Below are 17,854 nucleotides of genomic sequence, written 5' to 3'. Positions count from 1 at the left end.
ACATCGGAAAGAGAGCTCGCAGTGGAACCCAGCGCATCAGCGGTCACCGAGATCAAAGATTGGTCGAAGCAATACAGCCGGCGACACCCTGTCGCCTCGCTACAGACCGTCGGACGGCAGGTCGAACTCGGCCGGGACGCCTTTCGGTACCTGGTCACCGACATCGCGGGGCGGCGCTTTCCCTTCGACGAATTCGTCGGGCAGGCGATGTTCATGGTGAAGACCTCGCTGCTGCCGACGGTGGCGGTGGCCGTGCCGATCAGCGCGACCCTGTCCATCCAATTCGGTTTGCTGGCAGGACAGGTCGGGGCGACCGCACTGGCGGGCGCCGCGAGTGGCCTGGCCGTGATCCGCCAGTCGGCGCCGCTGGTCACCGCGATCCTGCTGGCGGCGGCGGTGGGTTCGGCGCTGTGCGCCGATCTCGGGTCACGCAAGATCCGCGAGGAGATCGACGCCATGGAGGTGATGGGGGTCTCGGTGCTGCGCAGGCTCGTGGTGCCGCGGCTGGCCGCCGGGATCCTGATCGCGATGGCGCTCACCGCGGTGAGCTGTTTCGTCGGGTTTCTCGCCGGCTACCTGTTCAATGTCTATGTCCAGGACGGGACTCCGGGCAGCTACATGGCGACCTTCTCCTCCTTCGCGACCTCGGGTGATCTGTACCTGGCGATGGTCAAGGCCGCGGTGTTCGGGGTGATCGTCGTCGTCATCGCGTGCGAGAAGGGCCTCAACACCCGGGGTGGGCCAGGCGGCGTGGCGAATTCGGTCAATGCCGCCGTGGTGGCGTCCATCGTGGTGCTGATGGTCGTCAACCTCGGATTCACCCAGATCTACACGATGTTGTTCCCGAGGACGACACTCTGATGGCCAGCGTGTATCGCCCGCCCGGCGCGCGGGCCGTGCTCGCCGTGGTGGCGGGGCCGTGGCGCGGCATCATCCGGTTCGGGCACATGTTCACGTTCTTCGTGCGCGCGGTGATCTCGATACCGGTGGCGCTGCGCCACTACAGCCGCGAATCGCTGCGCATCCTGTCCGATGTGACCTGGGGCAACGGCTCGCTCATCGTCGGTGGCGGAACGGCGGGGGTGATGATCATCCTGGGCGCCGCCGCCGGCGGCATCGTCGGCATCGAGGGCTTCAACGCCTTGAAACTGCTCGGCATGGAGCCCGCGACCGGCATGATCGCCGCGACCGCGGCCACGCGCGAACTCGCCCCGATCATGGCCTCGATCGCCTTCGCCGCGCAGGCGGGGTGCCGGTTCACCGCGCAGCTGGGCGCGATGCGGATCGCCGAGGAGATCGATGCCCTCGACGCGATCGCGATCCGGCCGGTGCCCTTCCTGGTCTCGACGCGGCTGATCGCCTCGATCGTGGCGGTGATCCCCCTGTTCCTGGCCGCGCTGGCCGCGGACTACCTGGCCGTCGAATTGTTCGTCGGGCTGGTCGGCGGACAATCCTTCGGCACCTACGCCCACTACTTCGACCTGGTGCTCAGCGGCACCGACGTCGTGTTCTCGCTGTTGAAGGCGATCGTGTTCGTCACCATCACCACCACGATCCAGTGCTACTTCGGCTACTACGCGCGTGGCGGACCACAGGGGGTCGGCGTCGCGGCCGGGCGGGCGATGCGCGCCAGCATCACGGTGATGATCTCGGTGAATCTGTTGATGACGTTGGCGCTGTGGGGTTTCGACGCCGGCTCCAGGATCAGTGGGTAACGCGATGTCGATAGTGTTCGAGTCCGATGACCGGCACCTGAGTAACACCAAGCTGTTCGTGCGCGGGATCGCCGCGCTGACCGTGGTCGCCGCCACCGTCGCGGCGATGGTCGCCCGATCCGAGGGCGCGTTCGCGCAGACGATCGAGGTCACCGCGATGCTGGTCGACGTGGGCGACGGGTTGCCGAAACGATCCGACGTCAAATATCGCGGCATCCTGGTCGGCAGCGTGCAGGAGGTGGTCGCCGCGGACCGCGCCCACCCCAACCGGGTGCGCATCGAGCTGACGCCCGAGCACGCGGCCACCATCCCGGCGACGGTGACAGCACGGGTCGTCCCGAGCAACGTGTTCGCGGTGCCCTCGATCCAGCTCATCGACAACGGTCCGGGCCCCGCCCTGCGCGCCGGCGCGTCGATACCCGAGGACCACAGCCGAGCCAGCGTGCAGCTGCAGACCTCGCTCACCGCGTTGAGCCGCATCGTCGACGCGGTGGGACGCCCGGACGGCGATCCCACCGTCGGGATCCTGGAAACCGTCGAACGCGCGACCCGCGGCCGCGGCGCGGACGCGCTGGCAGCGGGCACCCAGCTCGCGCGCATCGTGCGGGCCTACGACGCCGAACTCTCGGGCACCGACGACACCGCGCTGCTCACCGGGCTCTCGGACGCGGTACTCGGACTCCAGGAATCGGCTCCCGATCTGCTCGCCGCGCTCCACAGCGCGGTCACGCCGCTGCGCAGTGTCGCTGAGCAGCGAATCCGCTTGTCCGAGTTGCTGACCGGCGGTATCGCGACCACCGAGACAGTCGGCACCGCGCTGAACAATCGGACAGATACTCTCATCGACCTCAACTCCAGACTGGGCCCGGTGCTGCAGCTACTCGCCGCGGGCAGCGGCAACTTCGTGCAGATGACGACCTCACAGACCCGGATCGCGCAGGTGTTCGCGCGCGACTTCTGGCAACCCGCGACCCAGAGCGGCACCGCCAAGGTGATCGTCGAGCTCACCCCGCACAAGCAATACACCCGGACCGACTGCCCACGGTACGGCGAACTGGCCGGTGCGAGCTGCGCGAACGGACCCGCCGCGGGGCCGGCGGTCATCGGCGCCGCCGACCAGCCGGTGAACACGCTCACCCAGCGCGACATTGTGGCCGAAAGCCTCGGTCTACCAAGGGAAGCCGCGAGCCTGGCCGACTTGCTCGGCCTGACGGTGCCCGCCCAACCACCCACCGGAGAACCACGGTGAAAATGACACGCGACCTCGCCGGACTGACCGCTTTCCTGCTCGTCGCCGCCCTGCTGATCTGGATGGTCCGCGTGACCCTGCAACGTGATGTCACCGGTGACACCCACGCCTATTCCGCGGTGTTCAGCGATGTCTCGGGACTGCGCGTCGGCGACGACGTCCGGGTCGCCGGAGTACAGGTCGGCCGGGTGGACTCCATCCGCATCCACGGTCCCGACGCCGAGGTCGGCTTCCGGATTCAACGAGATCAGCCCGTCTACGCCAACACCATCGCCTCGGTCACCTATCAGAATCTGATCGGGCAGCGCTATCTCGGGTTGAGCAGAGCCGAATCCGGCGACCCGACGGCGCTGGCGCCCGGTGCGCGGATCCCCCTCGAGCGCACCGAACCGAGCTTCGATCTGTCGGGGCTGCTCAATGGATTCCAGCCGCTGTTCAGCACCCTCGACCCCGGGGACGTCGACAATCTGACCTCCGCGCTGATCCGCGCCCTGCAGGGCGACGACGGCGCGGTCGCCGCCCTGATCACCGAGACCGCGACCCTGGTCCAGTCCTTCGCCGGGCCGGACCAGATCCTGGGCACCCTGATCGACAACCTGTCGGCGGTGATGACCACGCTGGCCGGGCAGAGCGCCGGACTACAGACGACGTTCACCCAGACCCGCAAGATCTTCGACGCACTCGAATCCCGCCGTGACACGCTGCTGGACCAGACCGCGCGGATCTCCACCGTCGTCGCCGACGCCGCCGCGGTGGTCGACGGCGCGAGTCCGTCGCTGACGGAGTTCATGAACCGCGAACCCGGCTTCGCGCGGCACTTCGTCGACGGCAACCAACGTTTCGCCTTCCTCGGCTTCAATATTCCGTTGCTGTTCCAGGCCATGATCCGGGCCACCGACGCGGGCGCTTTCGTCAACGCCTATGTGTGCGATATCAGTTTCAGCATCATCCCCGGCATCGATCCGGTGATCGCGCAGATCCTGGGCGGCGCCTCCCCGACCGGTCGGCCCCAGCACTCCGCGATCTGTAGGTAGGACCCATGAAGACACCACTGCGCGCCCTCACTCGCGTCTCGACGCGCCGAGGTTCCGGCGCGATCGCCACCGACAAGTCGCTGCGAACCGGCCTCATCGCCGTGCTCTCGGTGGTGCTGGCGCTGCTCGTGCTGGTCGTGGTCAATTCGCTGAACCTCGGCACCCGCACGGTGCGGGCCGATTTCGCGCAAGCCGCGGGAATCGCCGCCGGTGACCCGGTGACCTGGGCGGGCATTCCCGTCGGCACGGTGACCGGCACCCGGCTCGCCGGCGACCACGTCGAGGTGAGCTTGTCGGTCGACGACGAGGTCGTCCTCGGCGCCGACGCCGCGGCCGCGATCAAACTCACCACACTGCTCGGTTCACGCTATGTCGAGCTGCGCTCGTCCGGCGGCGGCGAACTACGTGACAATCGAATTCCGTTGTCCCAGACCACCGTTCCCTACGACCTCGAGACCGCGCTACAGGACGCGACCACGACCTTCGACCAACTCGACGCCGACAAGATCGCCGAGTCGATGACCTCGCTGTCGCGCGGACTCGACGGCATGCCGTCGCTGGTGCCGGGCATCCTGCGCGATATCCGGTCCCTGTCGACCACCATCGCGACCCGACGCGACCAAATCGGCACGCTGCTCACCAGTACCGACCAGGTCAGCACCGTGATCCGTTCCCAGCAAGCCGAACTCGCCTCGGTGGTCGGTCAGGGCGGCACGGTGCTGCGCCAGATCATCGCCCGCCAGGACGCGCTACGCCGACTACTGGACGCGATCACCACGCTGGTCGCGCGGCTGGAGCCGATCGTGGTCGATGACCACGCCGAGGTCGAACAATTGCTGACCGACCTGCGTGACATGACCGCGATGATGGCAGGCCACGACGACCTGCTGCGCAATATCCTGCAGATCCTTCCGGTCCCCTGGCGCATGTTCGCCAACGCCACCGGTACCGGTGCCGAACTCAATGCCAGCGCCCCCGACGGCGCCTTCGTCGACTCGTGGATGTGCGCGTTGAGTGCCGTCGCCGTCGAGAACGGCCGCGCCCCCTATCACCAGGACTGTCGATGAAAGCCCTGATCTCCACCCTGAAACTCGCCACGATCACGGTGAGCGTCGCCTGCCTGACCAGCTGCTCGGTCGGTTCGCAGGCGGATACCACCACCATCACCGCCGAATTCGCCAATGCCAACGGCCTCTACGAGGGCAACCCGGTCTCGGTGCTCGGCATGAAGGTCGGGCGGATCGTCCGGATCGAGGCCCGCGGCACCGAGGTCGTCGTCGAGATGCGAATCGACAGCGCGATTCAGCTACCCGCGGACGTGCAGGCAGTCACGATCTCGGATTCGCTGCTCACCGACCGTCACGTGGAACTCACCCCGGTCTATCGTGGCGGGCCCACCCTGCCCTCGGGAGCGGTGCTCGGTACCGCCCGCACGAAGTCGCCGGTCGAGTTCGATGCCCTGCTGTCGATGGCACAGAAGTTGTCGACCTCGCTGGGCGGTGACGGCAAGGGCGCGGGACCGGTCGCCGACCTGATCGATCTGGGGTCCGCCGCGACCACGGGCAACGGCGACGAGATGCGGGCGGCCCTGGGCGAGCTCTCCCGGGCGTTGCGACAGGGCCAGGACAACGGTGCCGCCACCCGCGACGCGATCACCACCGTCGTCACCAACCTCGACGAGCTCACCGCGGCCGCCGCGCGCAATGACGGGACGCTGCGCGAATTCGGCGGCGCCGTCGCACAACTCACCGATTTCCTGGCCGAACAACAGCTGGGTTCCGGCGAGACCGGCGCCGCGCTGAACCGGATCATCGGCCAGGTCACCGAACTGCTGCGACGCCACCAGGGCACCATCTCCGGTCTCGCCACCAACGCGAACACGGTGACCGGTTCCCTGGCCGCCTACGACTACAACCTCGCCCAGTTCCTCGATGTGTTCCCGATGGTCGTCGACAACGCCTACAACTCCGTCGACCCGAATGTCCGCGCGCTGCGCGCCGTGGTGGACATCAACCGGCTGCTGCTCGACGGCCAGATGGTCAAGGAGATCTGCAATCTGCTCCAACTGCAGAACCAGGGCTGCGCGACCGGAACCATGCGCGATATGGGACCGGATTTCGGTATCACCGCCATCCTGGCGGGCATTGCGGGAAAGAGCGGCCGATGACACCTCGCACCCGGATCGCACCCCGACTCGCGGTCGCCGTCGCGCTCGCCCTGTCCACCAGTGGATGTGCCGTGGGGCTCGACCAGTTGCCGCTGCCCGCACCAGGGCTCGGCGGCGACACCTACACCCTCACCGCGAGCTTCTCCAACGCGCTCAATCTGCCCATGAAGGCGAAAGTGACGCTCAACGGCGCCGATATCGGTCAGGTCGAGTCCATGTCGGCCCGCGACTACACCGCCCTGGTGACCCTGCGCATCACCTCGTCGGTCCGGTTGCCCGTCGGCACCTCGGCGCAGCTGCGGTCGGCCACCCCGATGGGCGACGTCTTCGTGGCGATGAAGCCGCCGCCGGTCGTCGAGCCCGGCGGCGCGGTACTCGACGACGGTGCCGCGATCACGCTCGAGTCGACGTCGGCGGCCTCGACGATCGAGGAAATGCTCACTCGCGCATCGCTTCTGGTCAACGGCGGCACCATCCAGTACCTCACCACCGTCGTCGCCGCGCTCAGAGACCACGTCGGTGGCCGCGGTGACCGGCTCGCCGCACTGCTCGACGAGACCCGAACACTGTTGCGCGGCCTCTCCGATCGCACCGACCAGATCAACGGTGTCCTGCACGGCGCGGCCGATCTCAGCGCGACGGTGGCAGCCCAGCAGTCCACCCTCGCCGACACCGTGGCCGCGGCCGGACCCGCCGTCGAGGTCCTCGCCGAGAACACCGATTCCCTGGTCACCCTGGTCGATCGCGTCCATACGATCGCCATCCAGCTCGCGCGGTTCCCCAGTGTCGCGGGCACCAACAACACAAGCATGGCCGCCAACATCAACCAGTTGGCCGCCGGACTCAACGCCGCGGCCCTCAATCCGGAGGCCGACCTCGACTCGGTGAACGAGATGATCAAGATCGTGCTCAAGATGATCAGTGGTCCCAACGGGCACGTCGCGGTCGATGTGGCCCAGCTCGCGATTCCCGACCCGGCGAATCCGGGCGGCGTCGGCGGACGGGCTCCTGACATCACCGACTGGACCGCCTTCGTCGGCTCGCTCCAGCACATGATCGATCGGCTGGGCGTCCGGCTGGCAGGAGCACCACGATGACCACGACACCCCGGCCGAGCCGGATGGAAACACCGGCGCGCGCGCTCGTCGGGGTCGTCCGGGCCGCACACCGGCATCGGGCGGTGGTCTCGCTGCTCGGACTGCTCGCCATCCTCACCGGCGCCAGTTCGCACCTGATCCTGTCCACCTTCGGCGTCGATCCGCTCGATCACCCGTATCGGGTACGCGTCGAACTCACCCAGTCGGGCGGGCTGCTGCCGGGACAGGAAGTGACCCTGCGTGGCGTGCGGGTCGGGCGCGTGGACTCGGTGCGGGTGGTCGACCAGAAGGTGATCGCGGTCGCCGCCATCGATGAGAATGTGCGAATCTCGGTGTCGGGGCAGGTGCGGGCGGCGGACCTGTCCGCGGCGGGCGAGCAGTATCTCGACTTCCTGCCCGCGAGCAACGACGGCCCGTATCTGACCGACGGAGCGCTGATCACCGCCGATCGCACCGCCACCCCCGTGCCGATGGCGGACATGCTGCAAAGCCTCAGCGGCACCCTCGCCCAGATCGATCCCGACCGGCTCGCGACCATCTCGCGGGAACTGAGTGTCGGTCCGGCCGGGCCCGACAAACTGGCCGACATCATCGACGGTGGCACGTTCCTCATCTCCACGCTCGACACGGTGCTGCCCAACACCGTGAACCTGTTGCGCAACAGCCGAGTCGTGCTGGCGACCCTGCACGACGGGCGCACCGTCCTGCGGGACACCTCGGCGAACCTCGCCGCGGTGACGGGCGGCATGGCGTCGATGACCGGCGGCTACGAACAACTGCTGGCGCAGACGCCGCCGCTGCTGACCGAACTCGACACCATCCTCGCGCAGAACTCACCGACGATGGTGCAGTTGCTGGGCAATCTCGTCACCGTCTCGCAGGTCGCCTACTCCCGGATTCCCGCCCTCGAGGAGTTCTTCTTTCCCCGCCAGCGCGCCGGATCCGCCCTCGACGCGGTGGCCTCGGCGTTCCACGACGGCGGTGTCTGGGCACTGGCCAGCATCTACCCCCGCTACGCCTGCGACTACAACGTGCCGCGGCGGGGCGGCTCGGTCCCCGACTACGCGCCGCCCTACCTCCACGCGGACTGCACCGACCCCGATCCCACCCTCATGCCGCGCGGCGCCCGCAACGCGCCGCGACCGGCCGACGACCCCGTTCCCGCGCCACCGCCCGTCGATCCCTTGCAGACCGCCGAGCAGGCCCCGGTGGGACCGCTGACCATTCCCACGCCGTACGGCGGCCCCTACACACCGGGTCCGCGGTGACGGTGCCATCATGAGTGCATGGCCGCTCCCGATCCCGACGCGACGAGTGTCGGCAGAAGTGCGCGGCCCACCCACGCCGATGTCGCCCGGCTGGCGAACGTATCCACGGCGACCGTCAGCTACGTCCTGAACAATTCCGCGGGCAAACGCATCTCCGCACGCACCAGGGAGGCTGTCTACCGCGCCGCAGGACAACTCGGCTATCGCCCCAATGTCGCCGCCCGAAATCTCGCGCGCGGCGAGAGCGGAGTGGTGCTCTCGATCCTGCCGCGAGTCGCGGTGGGCGACATGCCGATTCAGGCGGGCAGCCTGATGGCCGCCGCGCTCGCGCAGTACGGTTTGCTCCAAGTGCAGATCTTCGAGACCGAGGACTACGAACGCATCATCGACGCGATCGACAATCTCGATCCGATCGCGGTGGTGAGCCTGTTCCCGTTGAGCAGCGACGCGCGCGGCAAGGTGCGCGCCGCGAAGGTTCCCCTGATCGAGATCGGGCTGCTGCCCGCGCTCGGCGATCCCCTGCTCACCGTCGGGGCGATGCGCGTCGGGCACCTGGTCTCGCGTGGACATCGCAAGATCGCGTTCGGACGCACCGATATCGCCAAATGGCGTGCCCTCGGCGACTATTGGCTCCAGGGAATCGTCGAGGCCGCGCGTGCGCACGATCTGCCGCCGATCACCGTGGACGAGGTGACCGCGAGCGGTGCGGCCGAGCTGGTCACCAGGTGGGTGCGCGACGGGGTGACCGCGGTCTGCGCGCAGAGCGACGAGATCGCGGGTCTGGTGTTGCACGGTCTGCGGGAGGCGGGTCTGCGCTGCCCGCACGACCTCGCCGTGATCGGCATCGAGGCCAATCCCATGGGGGCGCTGTGTGATCCGCCGCTGACGACGGTGGAGTACATCCCCGCCGCGGTGGCCGATGCCGCGATCGCCGCTGTCCTCACCGAACTGGGATATCCGGCACCCCCCGCGCCGCGGCCGACCGATGTCGCCCGCCTCATCGTGCGGGCTTCCACCTAGCTTCCCCGTTCCTCACCGGAGCCGATTTGGGGTCTGGACACCTCGATGGTTATGCGCCTAACCTTGCGACGACGGTGCATTCCGCGTACCGAATCCGTTGCGCTCGAGTCACCGCTGACATGCGAGGAGTTACGCCATGACCGTGCAGACTGTGCTGGACGAGATCCGCAACCGACCGGGCACCGGAGACGCGATCCCCGTCGTCGATCCCGTCACCGAGGAACAGCTCACCGAATTCACCGACGGCGGCTCCGAAGCTGTCGACGAGGCCGTCGCACGGGCGAAAGCGGCGTCGAAATCCGGCATCTGGAAGAACCTGGCGGGCAGCGAGAAAGCCAAGATCCTCTGGCGCGTCGCGGATCTGATCGACGAGAACACCGAGCTGCTGGCCGACCTCGAATCGGCCAACGCCGGAATCCCACAGAACCAGGCCGCGCTCACCGTCGGCATCGGCTCGGAATGGTTCCGCTACTACGCCGGTTGGTGCACGAAGATCGACGGCATCGCGCACGACATCAACGCCGGCGGGCTCACCGGCGTGGAATCGCGGCAGCACGGCTACACCCTCAAGGAGCCCTACGATGTCGTGGGGCTGATCTTCCCGTGGAACGGGCCGGTCTTCAACTACTGCGCCAAGGTCGCCCCCTCCCTCGCGGCCGGGTGCAGCAGCGTGGTGAAACCCGCCGAGGAGACTCCGCTTTCGGCGCTGGTACTCGACCGGCTCCTGGCCCAGGCCGGCGTACCGGAGGGCGTGGTCAATCTGGTCAACGGCTACGGACACACCACCGGCGCGGCGATCACCGCACACCCGGACGTGGACAAGGTCGCCTTCACCGGCTCCACCGAGGTCGGCAGGGCGATCGTGGCGGCCTCGGCGGCGAGCAACCTCAACAAGATCACCCTCGAACTCGGCGGCAAATCGCCGGTGCTGATCTTCGACGACGCCGATCTCGATATGGCGATCATGATGGCCGGCTTCGGCGCCTTCGTGCATTCGGGTCAGGCGTGTGTGTGCGGTTCGCGCGTCTTCGTGCAACGCGGCTCCTACGACAAGGTCGTGGCGGGCATCGCGAACCTGGCCGACAACATGAAGATGGGTGGGCCCAGGGAAGAGGGCACCATGGCCGGCCCGCTGATCAGCGCCAAGCAGCTCACCCGGGTGTTGGGTTATGTCGATCAGGGCAAATCCGAGGGCATCGAGTTCGTGGCAGGCGGTCAGCGTCTCGATCGAACCGGGTACTTCGTGCACCCCACCGTGGCCACCAATGTCGACCCCGCCACCAGCCGCCTCTACCGCGAGGAGATCTTCGGCCCGATCGTCACGGTCCTGCCCTTCGACACCGAAGAGGAGGTCGTCGCGATGGCCAACGACAGCTCCTACGGTCTGGCCGCCACCGTCTGGACCAAGGACATCGGCCGTGGCCACCGGCTGGCCAAACAACTGCAGGCCGGAACCATCTCGCTGAACTGCCAGATGGTCTTCGACCACTCCATGCCCTTCGGCGGATACAAGCAGTCGGGCTGGGGCTACGAGTCCGGCAAGGCGGGCCTGGAGGCCTACCTGCAGACCAAGGCCGTCTGGACGCAAATGTAGCGACTGAATATTGCCATGCGCATCTTGTGAGAATATGATTCTCACTAACCAACAAGGAGGCTCTCATGACGCAGCTGGATCTGCCGTATCAGTTGTTCGACGCGGACAATCACCTCTACGAAACCAAGGAGGCGCTGACCAAGTTCCTCCCTGCCGAGTACGAGGGGACCATCAAGTACGTCGAGATCAACGGGCGCACCAAGATCGCGGTCCTCGGCCAGATCAGCGAATACATTCCCAACCCCACCTTCGAGGTCGTCGCCCGTCCCGGCGCCATGGAGGACTACTTCAAGAACGGCAACCCCGAGGGTAAGAGCCGCCGGGAGATCTTCGGCAAGTCGATGAAGTCGATCCCGGCGTTCCGCGAGCCGGGCGCGCGCCTGGAGCTCATGAACGAGCTGCAGCTCAACCGCTCGCTGATGTTCCCCACGCTGGCCAGCCTCGTCGAGGAGCGGATGCGCCACCATCCCGATCTCATCCACGCGGTGATCCATTCGCTGAACCGGTGGCTGCTCGAAACCTGGGGCGAAGACGGCAATTTCGTCTACAAGGACCGCATCTTCACCGTGCCGGTGGTGAGCTTGCCGATCGTCGAGAAGGCGATCGAGGAGCTCGACTGGTGCGTCGAGCACGGCGCCAAGGCGATTCTGGTGCGCCCGGCCCCGGTCCCCGGTCTGCGCGGGCTTCGCTCGTTCGCGCTGCCGGAGTTCGACCCGTTCTGGAAGCGGGTGGTCGAGCACGACATCCTCGTCACCATGCACTCCTCCGACAGCGGCTACTCGCGGCACAACGCCGAGTGGGAGGGCTCCAGCCTGGAGATGCTGCCGTTCCAGACCAACACCTTCCGGATGACCACCGAATGGCGTCCGATCCAGGACGCGGTGGCCTCGTGGGTGTGCCACGGCGCGCTGTTCCGCTTCCCCGAACTCAAGGTCGCGGTCATCGAGAACGGCGCGTCGTGGCTGGCGCCGCTGCTGGAGAACCTCGCCGACGTCGCCAAGAAGGCGCCGGAGGGCTTCGGCCATCAGGATCCGGTCGAGGCGGTCAAGCGCAGCATCTTCGTCAGCCCGTTCTGGGAGGAGGACCTCGGCGGGATCGCCGACCTGCTCGGGGTGGACAACGTCCTGTTCGGTTCGGACTACCCGCACCCGGAGGGCCTGGCCGAACCGGCACGCTACATCCACGAGATCAAGGATCTGAGCCTGGAACATCAGGCCAAGATCATGGGCGGCAATCTCGCGAGGCTGCTGAAGGTATGACCTGGCAGACCATCCCGCAGATGGTCCTGAGCGCCGCCGATCGCTTCGGCACTGCCGAAGCGATCGTCGACGGACCACAGCGGTTGAGCTTCATCGATCTCGCCCACCGAGTGCGCAAGGCCGCGGGCGCTTTCGCGGCGGCGGGCATCGAGCGCGGCGATCGGGCGGCGATCTGGGCGCCCAACTCGGCCGAGTGGATCATCGCCGCGTTCGGGCTGGTCACCGCGGGCGGCGTGCTGGTCCCGATCAACACCCGATTCAAAGCCGAGGAAGCCGCCGACGTCGTGCGGCGCAGCGGCGCCAAGCTGCTGTTGGTGCAGCAGGGCTTCCTCGGGACGGACTACACCGGCCCGCAGGGCGTGCCGGTGATCGACCTGAAATCGGATTTTCTCGCCGACGGCGAGCCTTTCGAACGGGCGGTCAACGGCACCGACATCGCCGACATCATCTACACCTCGGGCACCACCGGTCGACCCAAGGGCGTGATGATGAATCACCGCCAGACCCTGCGGCTGTACGCGGAATGGTGCGATCTGGCCGATCTGCGCGAGGGCGACCGCTACCTGATGGTCAACCCGTTCTTCCACACCTTCGGCTACAAGGCGGGGTTGATCAGCTCGCTCATCCGCGGCGCCACGATGCTGCCGGTGCCGGTGTTCGACGTCGAACAGGTGCTCGAGCTCGTCGAACGTGAACGGGTGACGATGCTGCCCGGCCCACCCACCCTGTATCACGCCCTGCTCGACGCGCCCGCGACCCGGGATCTGTCGTCGCTGCGGGCCGCGGTCACCGGGGCCGCCGACATCCCGGTCGAACTGATCCGGCGGGTCAAGACCGAGCTGCCGTTCCAGTCGATCATGACCGGCTACGGGCTCACCGAAGCCGGAACCGCGACAGCGTCGCGGCCCGGCGATACCTTCGAGCAAGTCGCGACCACCGTCGGAACCCCTTGTGACGGTGTGGAAGTGCGCATCGCCGAGGACGACGAGGTGCTGGTGCGCGGTTACTCCGTCATGCAGGGCTACTTCGACGATCCGGACGCGACGACGGCGGTCATCGATGCCGACGGATGGCTGCACACCGGCGATCTCGGCAGCCTCGACCTGGACGGTCGCCTGCGGATCAACGGGCGCAAGAAGGACATGTACATCGTCGGCGGCTTCAATGCCTATCCGGCCGAGGTCGAGGCGTTTCTGCTCGAGCACCCCGCCGTGGCCCAGGTCGCTGTCGTCGGTGTGCCCGATGAACGGCTCGGGCAGGTCGGCCGCGCCTTCGTGGTCGCGAAGGGCCCGGTATCGGAGGCGGAACTGGTGTCGTGGGCCCGCGATCGAATGGCCGGCTACAAGGCGCCCCGATCCGTGCGGTTCCTCGACGAGCTACCGCTCAACGCCACCGGCAAGGTCATGAAAGACCAACTGCGTTAACCGAATTCGCCTGACTTCGAGGAATCCTCCATGAACTTCTCTGACATGATCCTGGTCAGCATCGACGACCATGTGGTCGAGCCGGCCGATATGTTCGCCCGGCACACGCCCAGCAAGCACGCCGAGTACATCCCGAAACTGATCACCAACGACCAGGGCGTCGATCAGTGGGTCTATCGGGGTAAACCGGTGGGCGTCACCGGTTTGAACGCGGTAGTGGGGTGGCCGAAGGAAGAGTGGGACAAGAATCCGGCCCGCTACGCCGAGATGCGGCCGGGGGTCTACGACATCCACAGCCGGGTGGCGGACATGAATGCCAACGGCATCCTGTCCTCGATGTGCTTTCCGACCTTCGCCGGATTCAGCGCCGGGCATCTGAGCCAGTTCAAGGACGAGATCACCATCGCGGTGATCTCGGCCTACAACAACTGGCACATCGACGAGTGGTGCGCCGCCTACCCCGGCCGGTTCATCCCGAACGCGATTCTGCCGCTGTGGGATCCCGCGTTGGCCGTCGCCGAGATCAACCGGGTCGCGGCCAAGGGGTTCCGTGGCGTGACGATGCCGGAACTGCCGCACATCGACGGGCTGCCCTCCTACCACGACGGCGAGTACTGGGGTCCGGTGTGGGCGGCGCTCGCCGATACCGGACTCGTGATGAACCTGCACATCGGGCAGGGTTTCGGGGCGCTTCGCCTGGCGCCGAACGCGCCGATCGACAATCTCATGTGCCTCGCGCCGACGGTGTCGCAGATCGCCATCCAGGACCTGCTGTGGGGACCGGCGCTGCGCACCTATCCCGGCCTCAAGGTCGCCCTGTCCGAGGGTGGGATCGGGTGGATTCCGTTCTACCTCGACCGCTCCGACCGCCATTACACCAATCAGAAGTGGCTGCGCCGCGACTTCGGCGGCCGGATGCCGAGCGACGTGTTCCGCGAGCACGTGATGGCCTGCTATGTCACCGACCGCAACTCGCTCAAGATGCGACACGAGATCGGGATCGACATCATCGCGTGGGAATGCGACTACCCGCACTCGGACTCGCTGTTCCCCGATGCGCCCGAATTCGTGCTCGAGGAACTCAACAGCGCCGGCGCCGACGACAGCGACATCCATCAGATCACCTGGCAGAATGCCTGCCGATTCCTCAACTGGGATCCCTTCACCCACATTTCCCGCGAGGACGCGACAGTCGCGGCACTGCGGGACAAGGCACGCGATGTCGACCTGACCATCCGGCCGCGCGCGGAATGGGCCGAGCGCTACGCCGCCCAGCACATCAGCTGATCACTCGAACAACCGAAGGGCATTGCCATGCATTTGATCGTTTTCTCCAGTCCCCGCGCGGGCATGGACGAGGAATACAACACCTGGTACACCGAGGTGCACATTCCCGACATGCTGTCGATCCCCGGCGTCGAGTCGTGCACCCGATTCCGCGCCCAACCGGTCGGCGGACAGGCCCCGGAATTCACCTATCAGGCCGACTACCTCATCGACGGCGATGCCGGTGCGGTACTGAAGGAGATCAAGGTTCGCTCCGCCGACGGGCGTTTCACGCTCAGCCCGGCCATCGACCCGGCAGCCATGAAAGTGACTGTCTGGGAATCACTCTGATGGACTTCGAGCTCTCCGACGACCAGCGGCTGTTCCGCTCGACCACGCGCGAATTCCTCGCCAAGTCCGTTCCGCTCGACGTCGTGCGCGGCCTCGCCGCGTCCGGCGTCGGGTTCGACCGCGCATGGTGGCGCCAGGGCGCCGAACTCGGCTGGACCGCACCGCTGGTCCCGGAGCGGCTCGGCGGCGGATCGGTCTCGGCGGTGCCGATGGCCGACCTCGCCCTCGTCGCGACAGAGTTCGGGCGCGCCTGCGCGCCCGGCCCGCTCATCACCACCAGTGCCGTGCTGACCTCACTGGTCAGGGAGCAGAACCGCTTCGCGGACCTGCTCGCCGCGGTGCTCAGTGGCGAAACCATCGCCGCCTGGGCCCATTACGAGCCCGGATACGGGTTGGGGCCCGCGGCGGTGGATACCGTCGCGGTGCCAGAGGGCACCGGTTTCCGGATCTCCGGCGTCAAGGATCGGGTGGAGTGCGGCGATCAAGCGGACGTGCTGCTCGTTTCCGCGCGCGGTCCCCAGGGGCCGGTCCAGGTGCTGATCGCCGCCGACGCACCGGGCGTCACCGTCACCCCGACCTGGACACTCGACCTCGTTCGCCGCACCGCGAAAGTCTCCTTGGTCGATGTCGTGGTCGGCGAGGACGCCGTCGTTCAGCGCTATCCCGGCGAGACCGCCGCCGCGCTGGAGACCCAGGTGCAGGTCGCCGCGGCGCTCACCGCCGCGGAGTCGACCGGCGCGGCCGAGCACGCTTTCGAACTCACCGTGCGGTGGATGTTCGACCGCTACACCTTCGGCCGGCAGCTGGCGTCCTATCAGGCGCTCAAACATCGTGCGGCCGAACACAAGACCTCGCTCGAGGCCTGCCGTGCCACCGCCTGGGCCGCGGCCAACGCGTTCCACGGCGACCCGACCAGAACCGCCGAGGCGGTCAGCGTCGCGAAGTCCTATATCGGGGCCGTCGCCCCCGGCCTGCTCCAGGACTGCGTGCAGATCCACGGCGGCATCGGGGTGACATGGGAACACGATATGCATCTGTATCTGCGGCGGGTCACCCTCGGGCGCGCGCTGTACGGGACGCCGGAGGAGCATCGCCGTCGCCTCACCGATCTCCTGGACAGGAAGGTCGCATGACCGAACCGAGCACCACCGAGCTGGAGCCCGTCGACGAATTCCGCCTCCGCGCCCGACGTTGGCTGTCGGACAACCTCGAGCCCGCACCGCCCAATCAGCACGGGGAAACCAGCAAGTCCGAGGAATCCTGGCAGCGCGCCAAACAGCTGCAGCGCATCCTCTACGACGGCGGCTTCGCCGGCATCTGCTTTCCGAAGGAGTACGGCGGGCTGGGCCTGACACCCGAGCACCAGCGGGTGTTCAGCGAGGAGTCGCGCGCCTACGAGATGCCGCTGGCGCTCAATATCCCGACCCTGACCGTCTGCGCGCCGACGATTCTGGACAAGGGCACCGAGGAACAGAAGCGCACCCACCTCTCGGCGGTGCTGCGCGGTGAGGAACTGCTCGTGCAGTTCCTGTCCGAACCGCGCGGCGGCTCGGACCTGGCCGGGCTCACCACCCGCGCCGAGCGCCGGGGCGATTCCTGGGTGCTCAACGGCGCCAAGATCTGGAGCTCGGGCGCGTACGCCGCCGACTACGGGCTGTGCCTGGCCCGCACCGATTGGTCGGTGCCCAAACACGCCGGGCTCACCATGTTCCTGGTTCCGGTGCGCGCGCCCGGTGTCACTATCCAGCGCATCACCCAGGTCGACGGGTCTCGGGAGTTCTGCCAGGAGTTCTTCGACGATGTCGTGCTGCCCGCGGAGGCGGTGCTCGGCGAGGTCGACGGCGGCTGGGAGACCACGAATCGGCAGTTGTTCCATGAGCGCAGCGCCGTCGGGGGCGCGTCGCCCTACTCCAGCGGAATCCAGACCCACAGTGGGCGTGATATCTCCGGTCTCATCGAATCGGCCAGGCGGACCGGGCAATTGGATGACCCGCGGGTCAGGGAGGATCTCGGTGAGGCGCGGGCGCTGAACATGGTGCACGATCAGCTGATCGGCCACATCACCCGCGGTATCGCGGCGGGTGAGTTCGTACCCGCGGCCGGATCGATGGTCCGGTTGTTCAGCGCCCGGAATTCGTGGCTGCAAGCGGATATGGCGGTGCGGATCGCCGGGGCCGCCGCCGCGACGGGTTGCGACGCCGACGATGCCGCGACCGGCCAAGCCGGACAGGATTACCTGATGCGCCAGGCGTGGAGCCTGGCGGGCGGCAGCACCGAGATGGCCCTCAACCAGATCAGCGAGCGGGTCCTCGGGATGCCCCGGGAAGCCGCCGCCGATCGAGGATTGCCGTTCGATCAGGTCGAACGCGGCCGCTGATCGAATCGGCGCGCACACAACGGAAGACGAGCG

General features: G+C 67.3%; 16 protein-coding genes. All 16 read left to right on the top strand.

All coding sequences use genetic code 11. The annotated features are described in order from the left end of the window. Nucleotides 1-21: 21 nt before the first annotated feature. The 16 genes from ACFVVI_RS09230 (at nt 22) to ACFVVI_RS09155 (ending at nt 17,821) form a co-directional block, all read left to right on the top strand. A complete protein-coding gene (locus ACFVVI_RS09230; protein ID WP_379314699.1) occupies nt 22-861 on the top strand; it encodes an MlaE family ABC transporter permease in 840 nt (279 codons plus the stop codon). Then, on the top strand, nt 861-1,715 hold the full coding sequence (locus ACFVVI_RS09225) for an ABC transporter permease (RefSeq protein ID WP_378990183.1): 855 nt from the start codon (nt 861-863) through the stop codon (nt 1,713-1,715). Before ACFVVI_RS09230 ends, ACFVVI_RS09225 begins: the two co-directional genes overlap by 1 nt. 4 nt (nt 1,716-1,719) lie before the next feature. Next, nucleotides 1,720-2,964 (top strand): MCE family protein, encoded by a 1,245-nt coding sequence (locus ACFVVI_RS09220; protein WP_387444732.1) that lies wholly within the window; start codon nt 1,720-1,722, stop codon nt 2,962-2,964. Between the two features lie 2 nt (nt 2,965-2,966). After that, nucleotides 2,967-3,998: an MlaD family protein gene (locus ACFVVI_RS09215; RefSeq protein ID WP_387444729.1), complete on the top strand. Its 1,032-nt coding sequence runs from the start codon at nt 2,967-2,969 to the stop codon at nt 3,996-3,998. A 5-nt stretch (nt 3,999-4,003) separates the two neighbouring features. After that, the gene (locus ACFVVI_RS09210) at nt 4,004-5,065 is read left to right on the top strand and encodes an MCE family protein (protein ID WP_084472258.1); all 1,062 of its coding nucleotides are present in this window, start codon (nt 4,004-4,006) and stop codon (nt 5,063-5,065) included. Beyond that, complete coding sequence (locus tag ACFVVI_RS09205; protein ID WP_387444727.1) at nt 5,062-6,165, top strand: MCE family protein; 1,104 nt, start codon at nt 5,062-5,064, stop codon at nt 6,163-6,165. The genes ACFVVI_RS09210 and ACFVVI_RS09205 overlap by 4 nt, the downstream gene beginning before the upstream one ends. Beyond that, entirely contained in the window at nt 6,162-7,262 is a 1,101-nt protein-coding gene (locus tag ACFVVI_RS09200; protein WP_387444725.1) for an MlaD family protein, read from the top strand. The genes ACFVVI_RS09205 and ACFVVI_RS09200 overlap by 4 nt, the downstream gene beginning before the upstream one ends. Next, the gene (locus ACFVVI_RS09195; RefSeq protein ID WP_387444723.1) at nt 7,259-8,530 is read left to right on the top strand and encodes an MlaD family protein; all 1,272 of its coding nucleotides are present in this window, start codon (nt 7,259-7,261) and stop codon (nt 8,528-8,530) included. Before ACFVVI_RS09200 ends, ACFVVI_RS09195 begins: the two co-directional genes overlap by 4 nt. A gap of 18 nt (nt 8,531-8,548) precedes the next feature. Continuing rightward, on the top strand, nt 8,549-9,550 hold the full coding sequence (locus ACFVVI_RS09190; RefSeq protein WP_378990191.1) for a LacI family DNA-binding transcriptional regulator: 1,002 nt from the start codon (nt 8,549-8,551) through the stop codon (nt 9,548-9,550). Between the two features lie 136 nt (nt 9,551-9,686). Beyond that, nucleotides 9,687-11,144: an aldehyde dehydrogenase family protein gene (locus ACFVVI_RS09185; protein ID WP_378990192.1), complete on the top strand. Its 1,458-nt coding sequence runs from the start codon at nt 9,687-9,689 to the stop codon at nt 11,142-11,144. A 65-nt stretch (nt 11,145-11,209) separates the two neighbouring features. Further along, nucleotides 11,210-12,403, top strand: coding sequence for an amidohydrolase family protein (locus ACFVVI_RS09180; RefSeq protein WP_067444964.1), 1,194 nt, complete (start codon nt 11,210-11,212; stop codon nt 12,401-12,403). Then, nucleotides 12,400-13,827, top strand: a complete 1,428-nt coding sequence (locus ACFVVI_RS09175) for a FadD3 family acyl-CoA ligase (RefSeq protein WP_387444720.1) — start codon at nt 12,400-12,402, stop codon at nt 13,825-13,827. Before ACFVVI_RS09180 ends, ACFVVI_RS09175 begins: the two co-directional genes overlap by 4 nt. A gap of 30 nt (nt 13,828-13,857) precedes the next feature. Continuing rightward, nucleotides 13,858-15,114: an amidohydrolase family protein gene (locus ACFVVI_RS09170; protein WP_378990194.1), complete on the top strand. Its 1,257-nt coding sequence runs from the start codon at nt 13,858-13,860 to the stop codon at nt 15,112-15,114. Between the two features lie 27 nt (nt 15,115-15,141). Further along, entirely contained in the window at nt 15,142-15,444 is a 303-nt protein-coding gene (locus ACFVVI_RS09165; protein WP_378990195.1) for a hypothetical protein, read from the top strand. Then, nucleotides 15,444-16,577, top strand: a complete 1,134-nt coding sequence (locus ACFVVI_RS09160; RefSeq protein WP_387444718.1) for an acyl-CoA dehydrogenase family protein — start codon at nt 15,444-15,446, stop codon at nt 16,575-16,577. Before ACFVVI_RS09165 ends, ACFVVI_RS09160 begins: the two co-directional genes overlap by 1 nt. Then, on the top strand, nt 16,574-17,821 hold the full coding sequence (locus tag ACFVVI_RS09155) for an acyl-CoA dehydrogenase family protein (protein WP_387444716.1): 1,248 nt from the start codon (nt 16,574-16,576) through the stop codon (nt 17,819-17,821). Before ACFVVI_RS09160 ends, ACFVVI_RS09155 begins: the two co-directional genes overlap by 4 nt. The last annotated feature ends 33 nt before the right edge of the window (nt 17,822-17,854 follow it).

The organism is Nocardia sp. NPDC058114, from assembly GCF_042884695.1.
Lineage (GTDB): Bacteria > Actinomycetota > Actinomycetes > Mycobacteriales > Mycobacteriaceae > Nocardia.
Note: the sequence above shows the minus strand (reverse complement) of the source record. Positions and strands in the feature narration are given on the sequence as shown.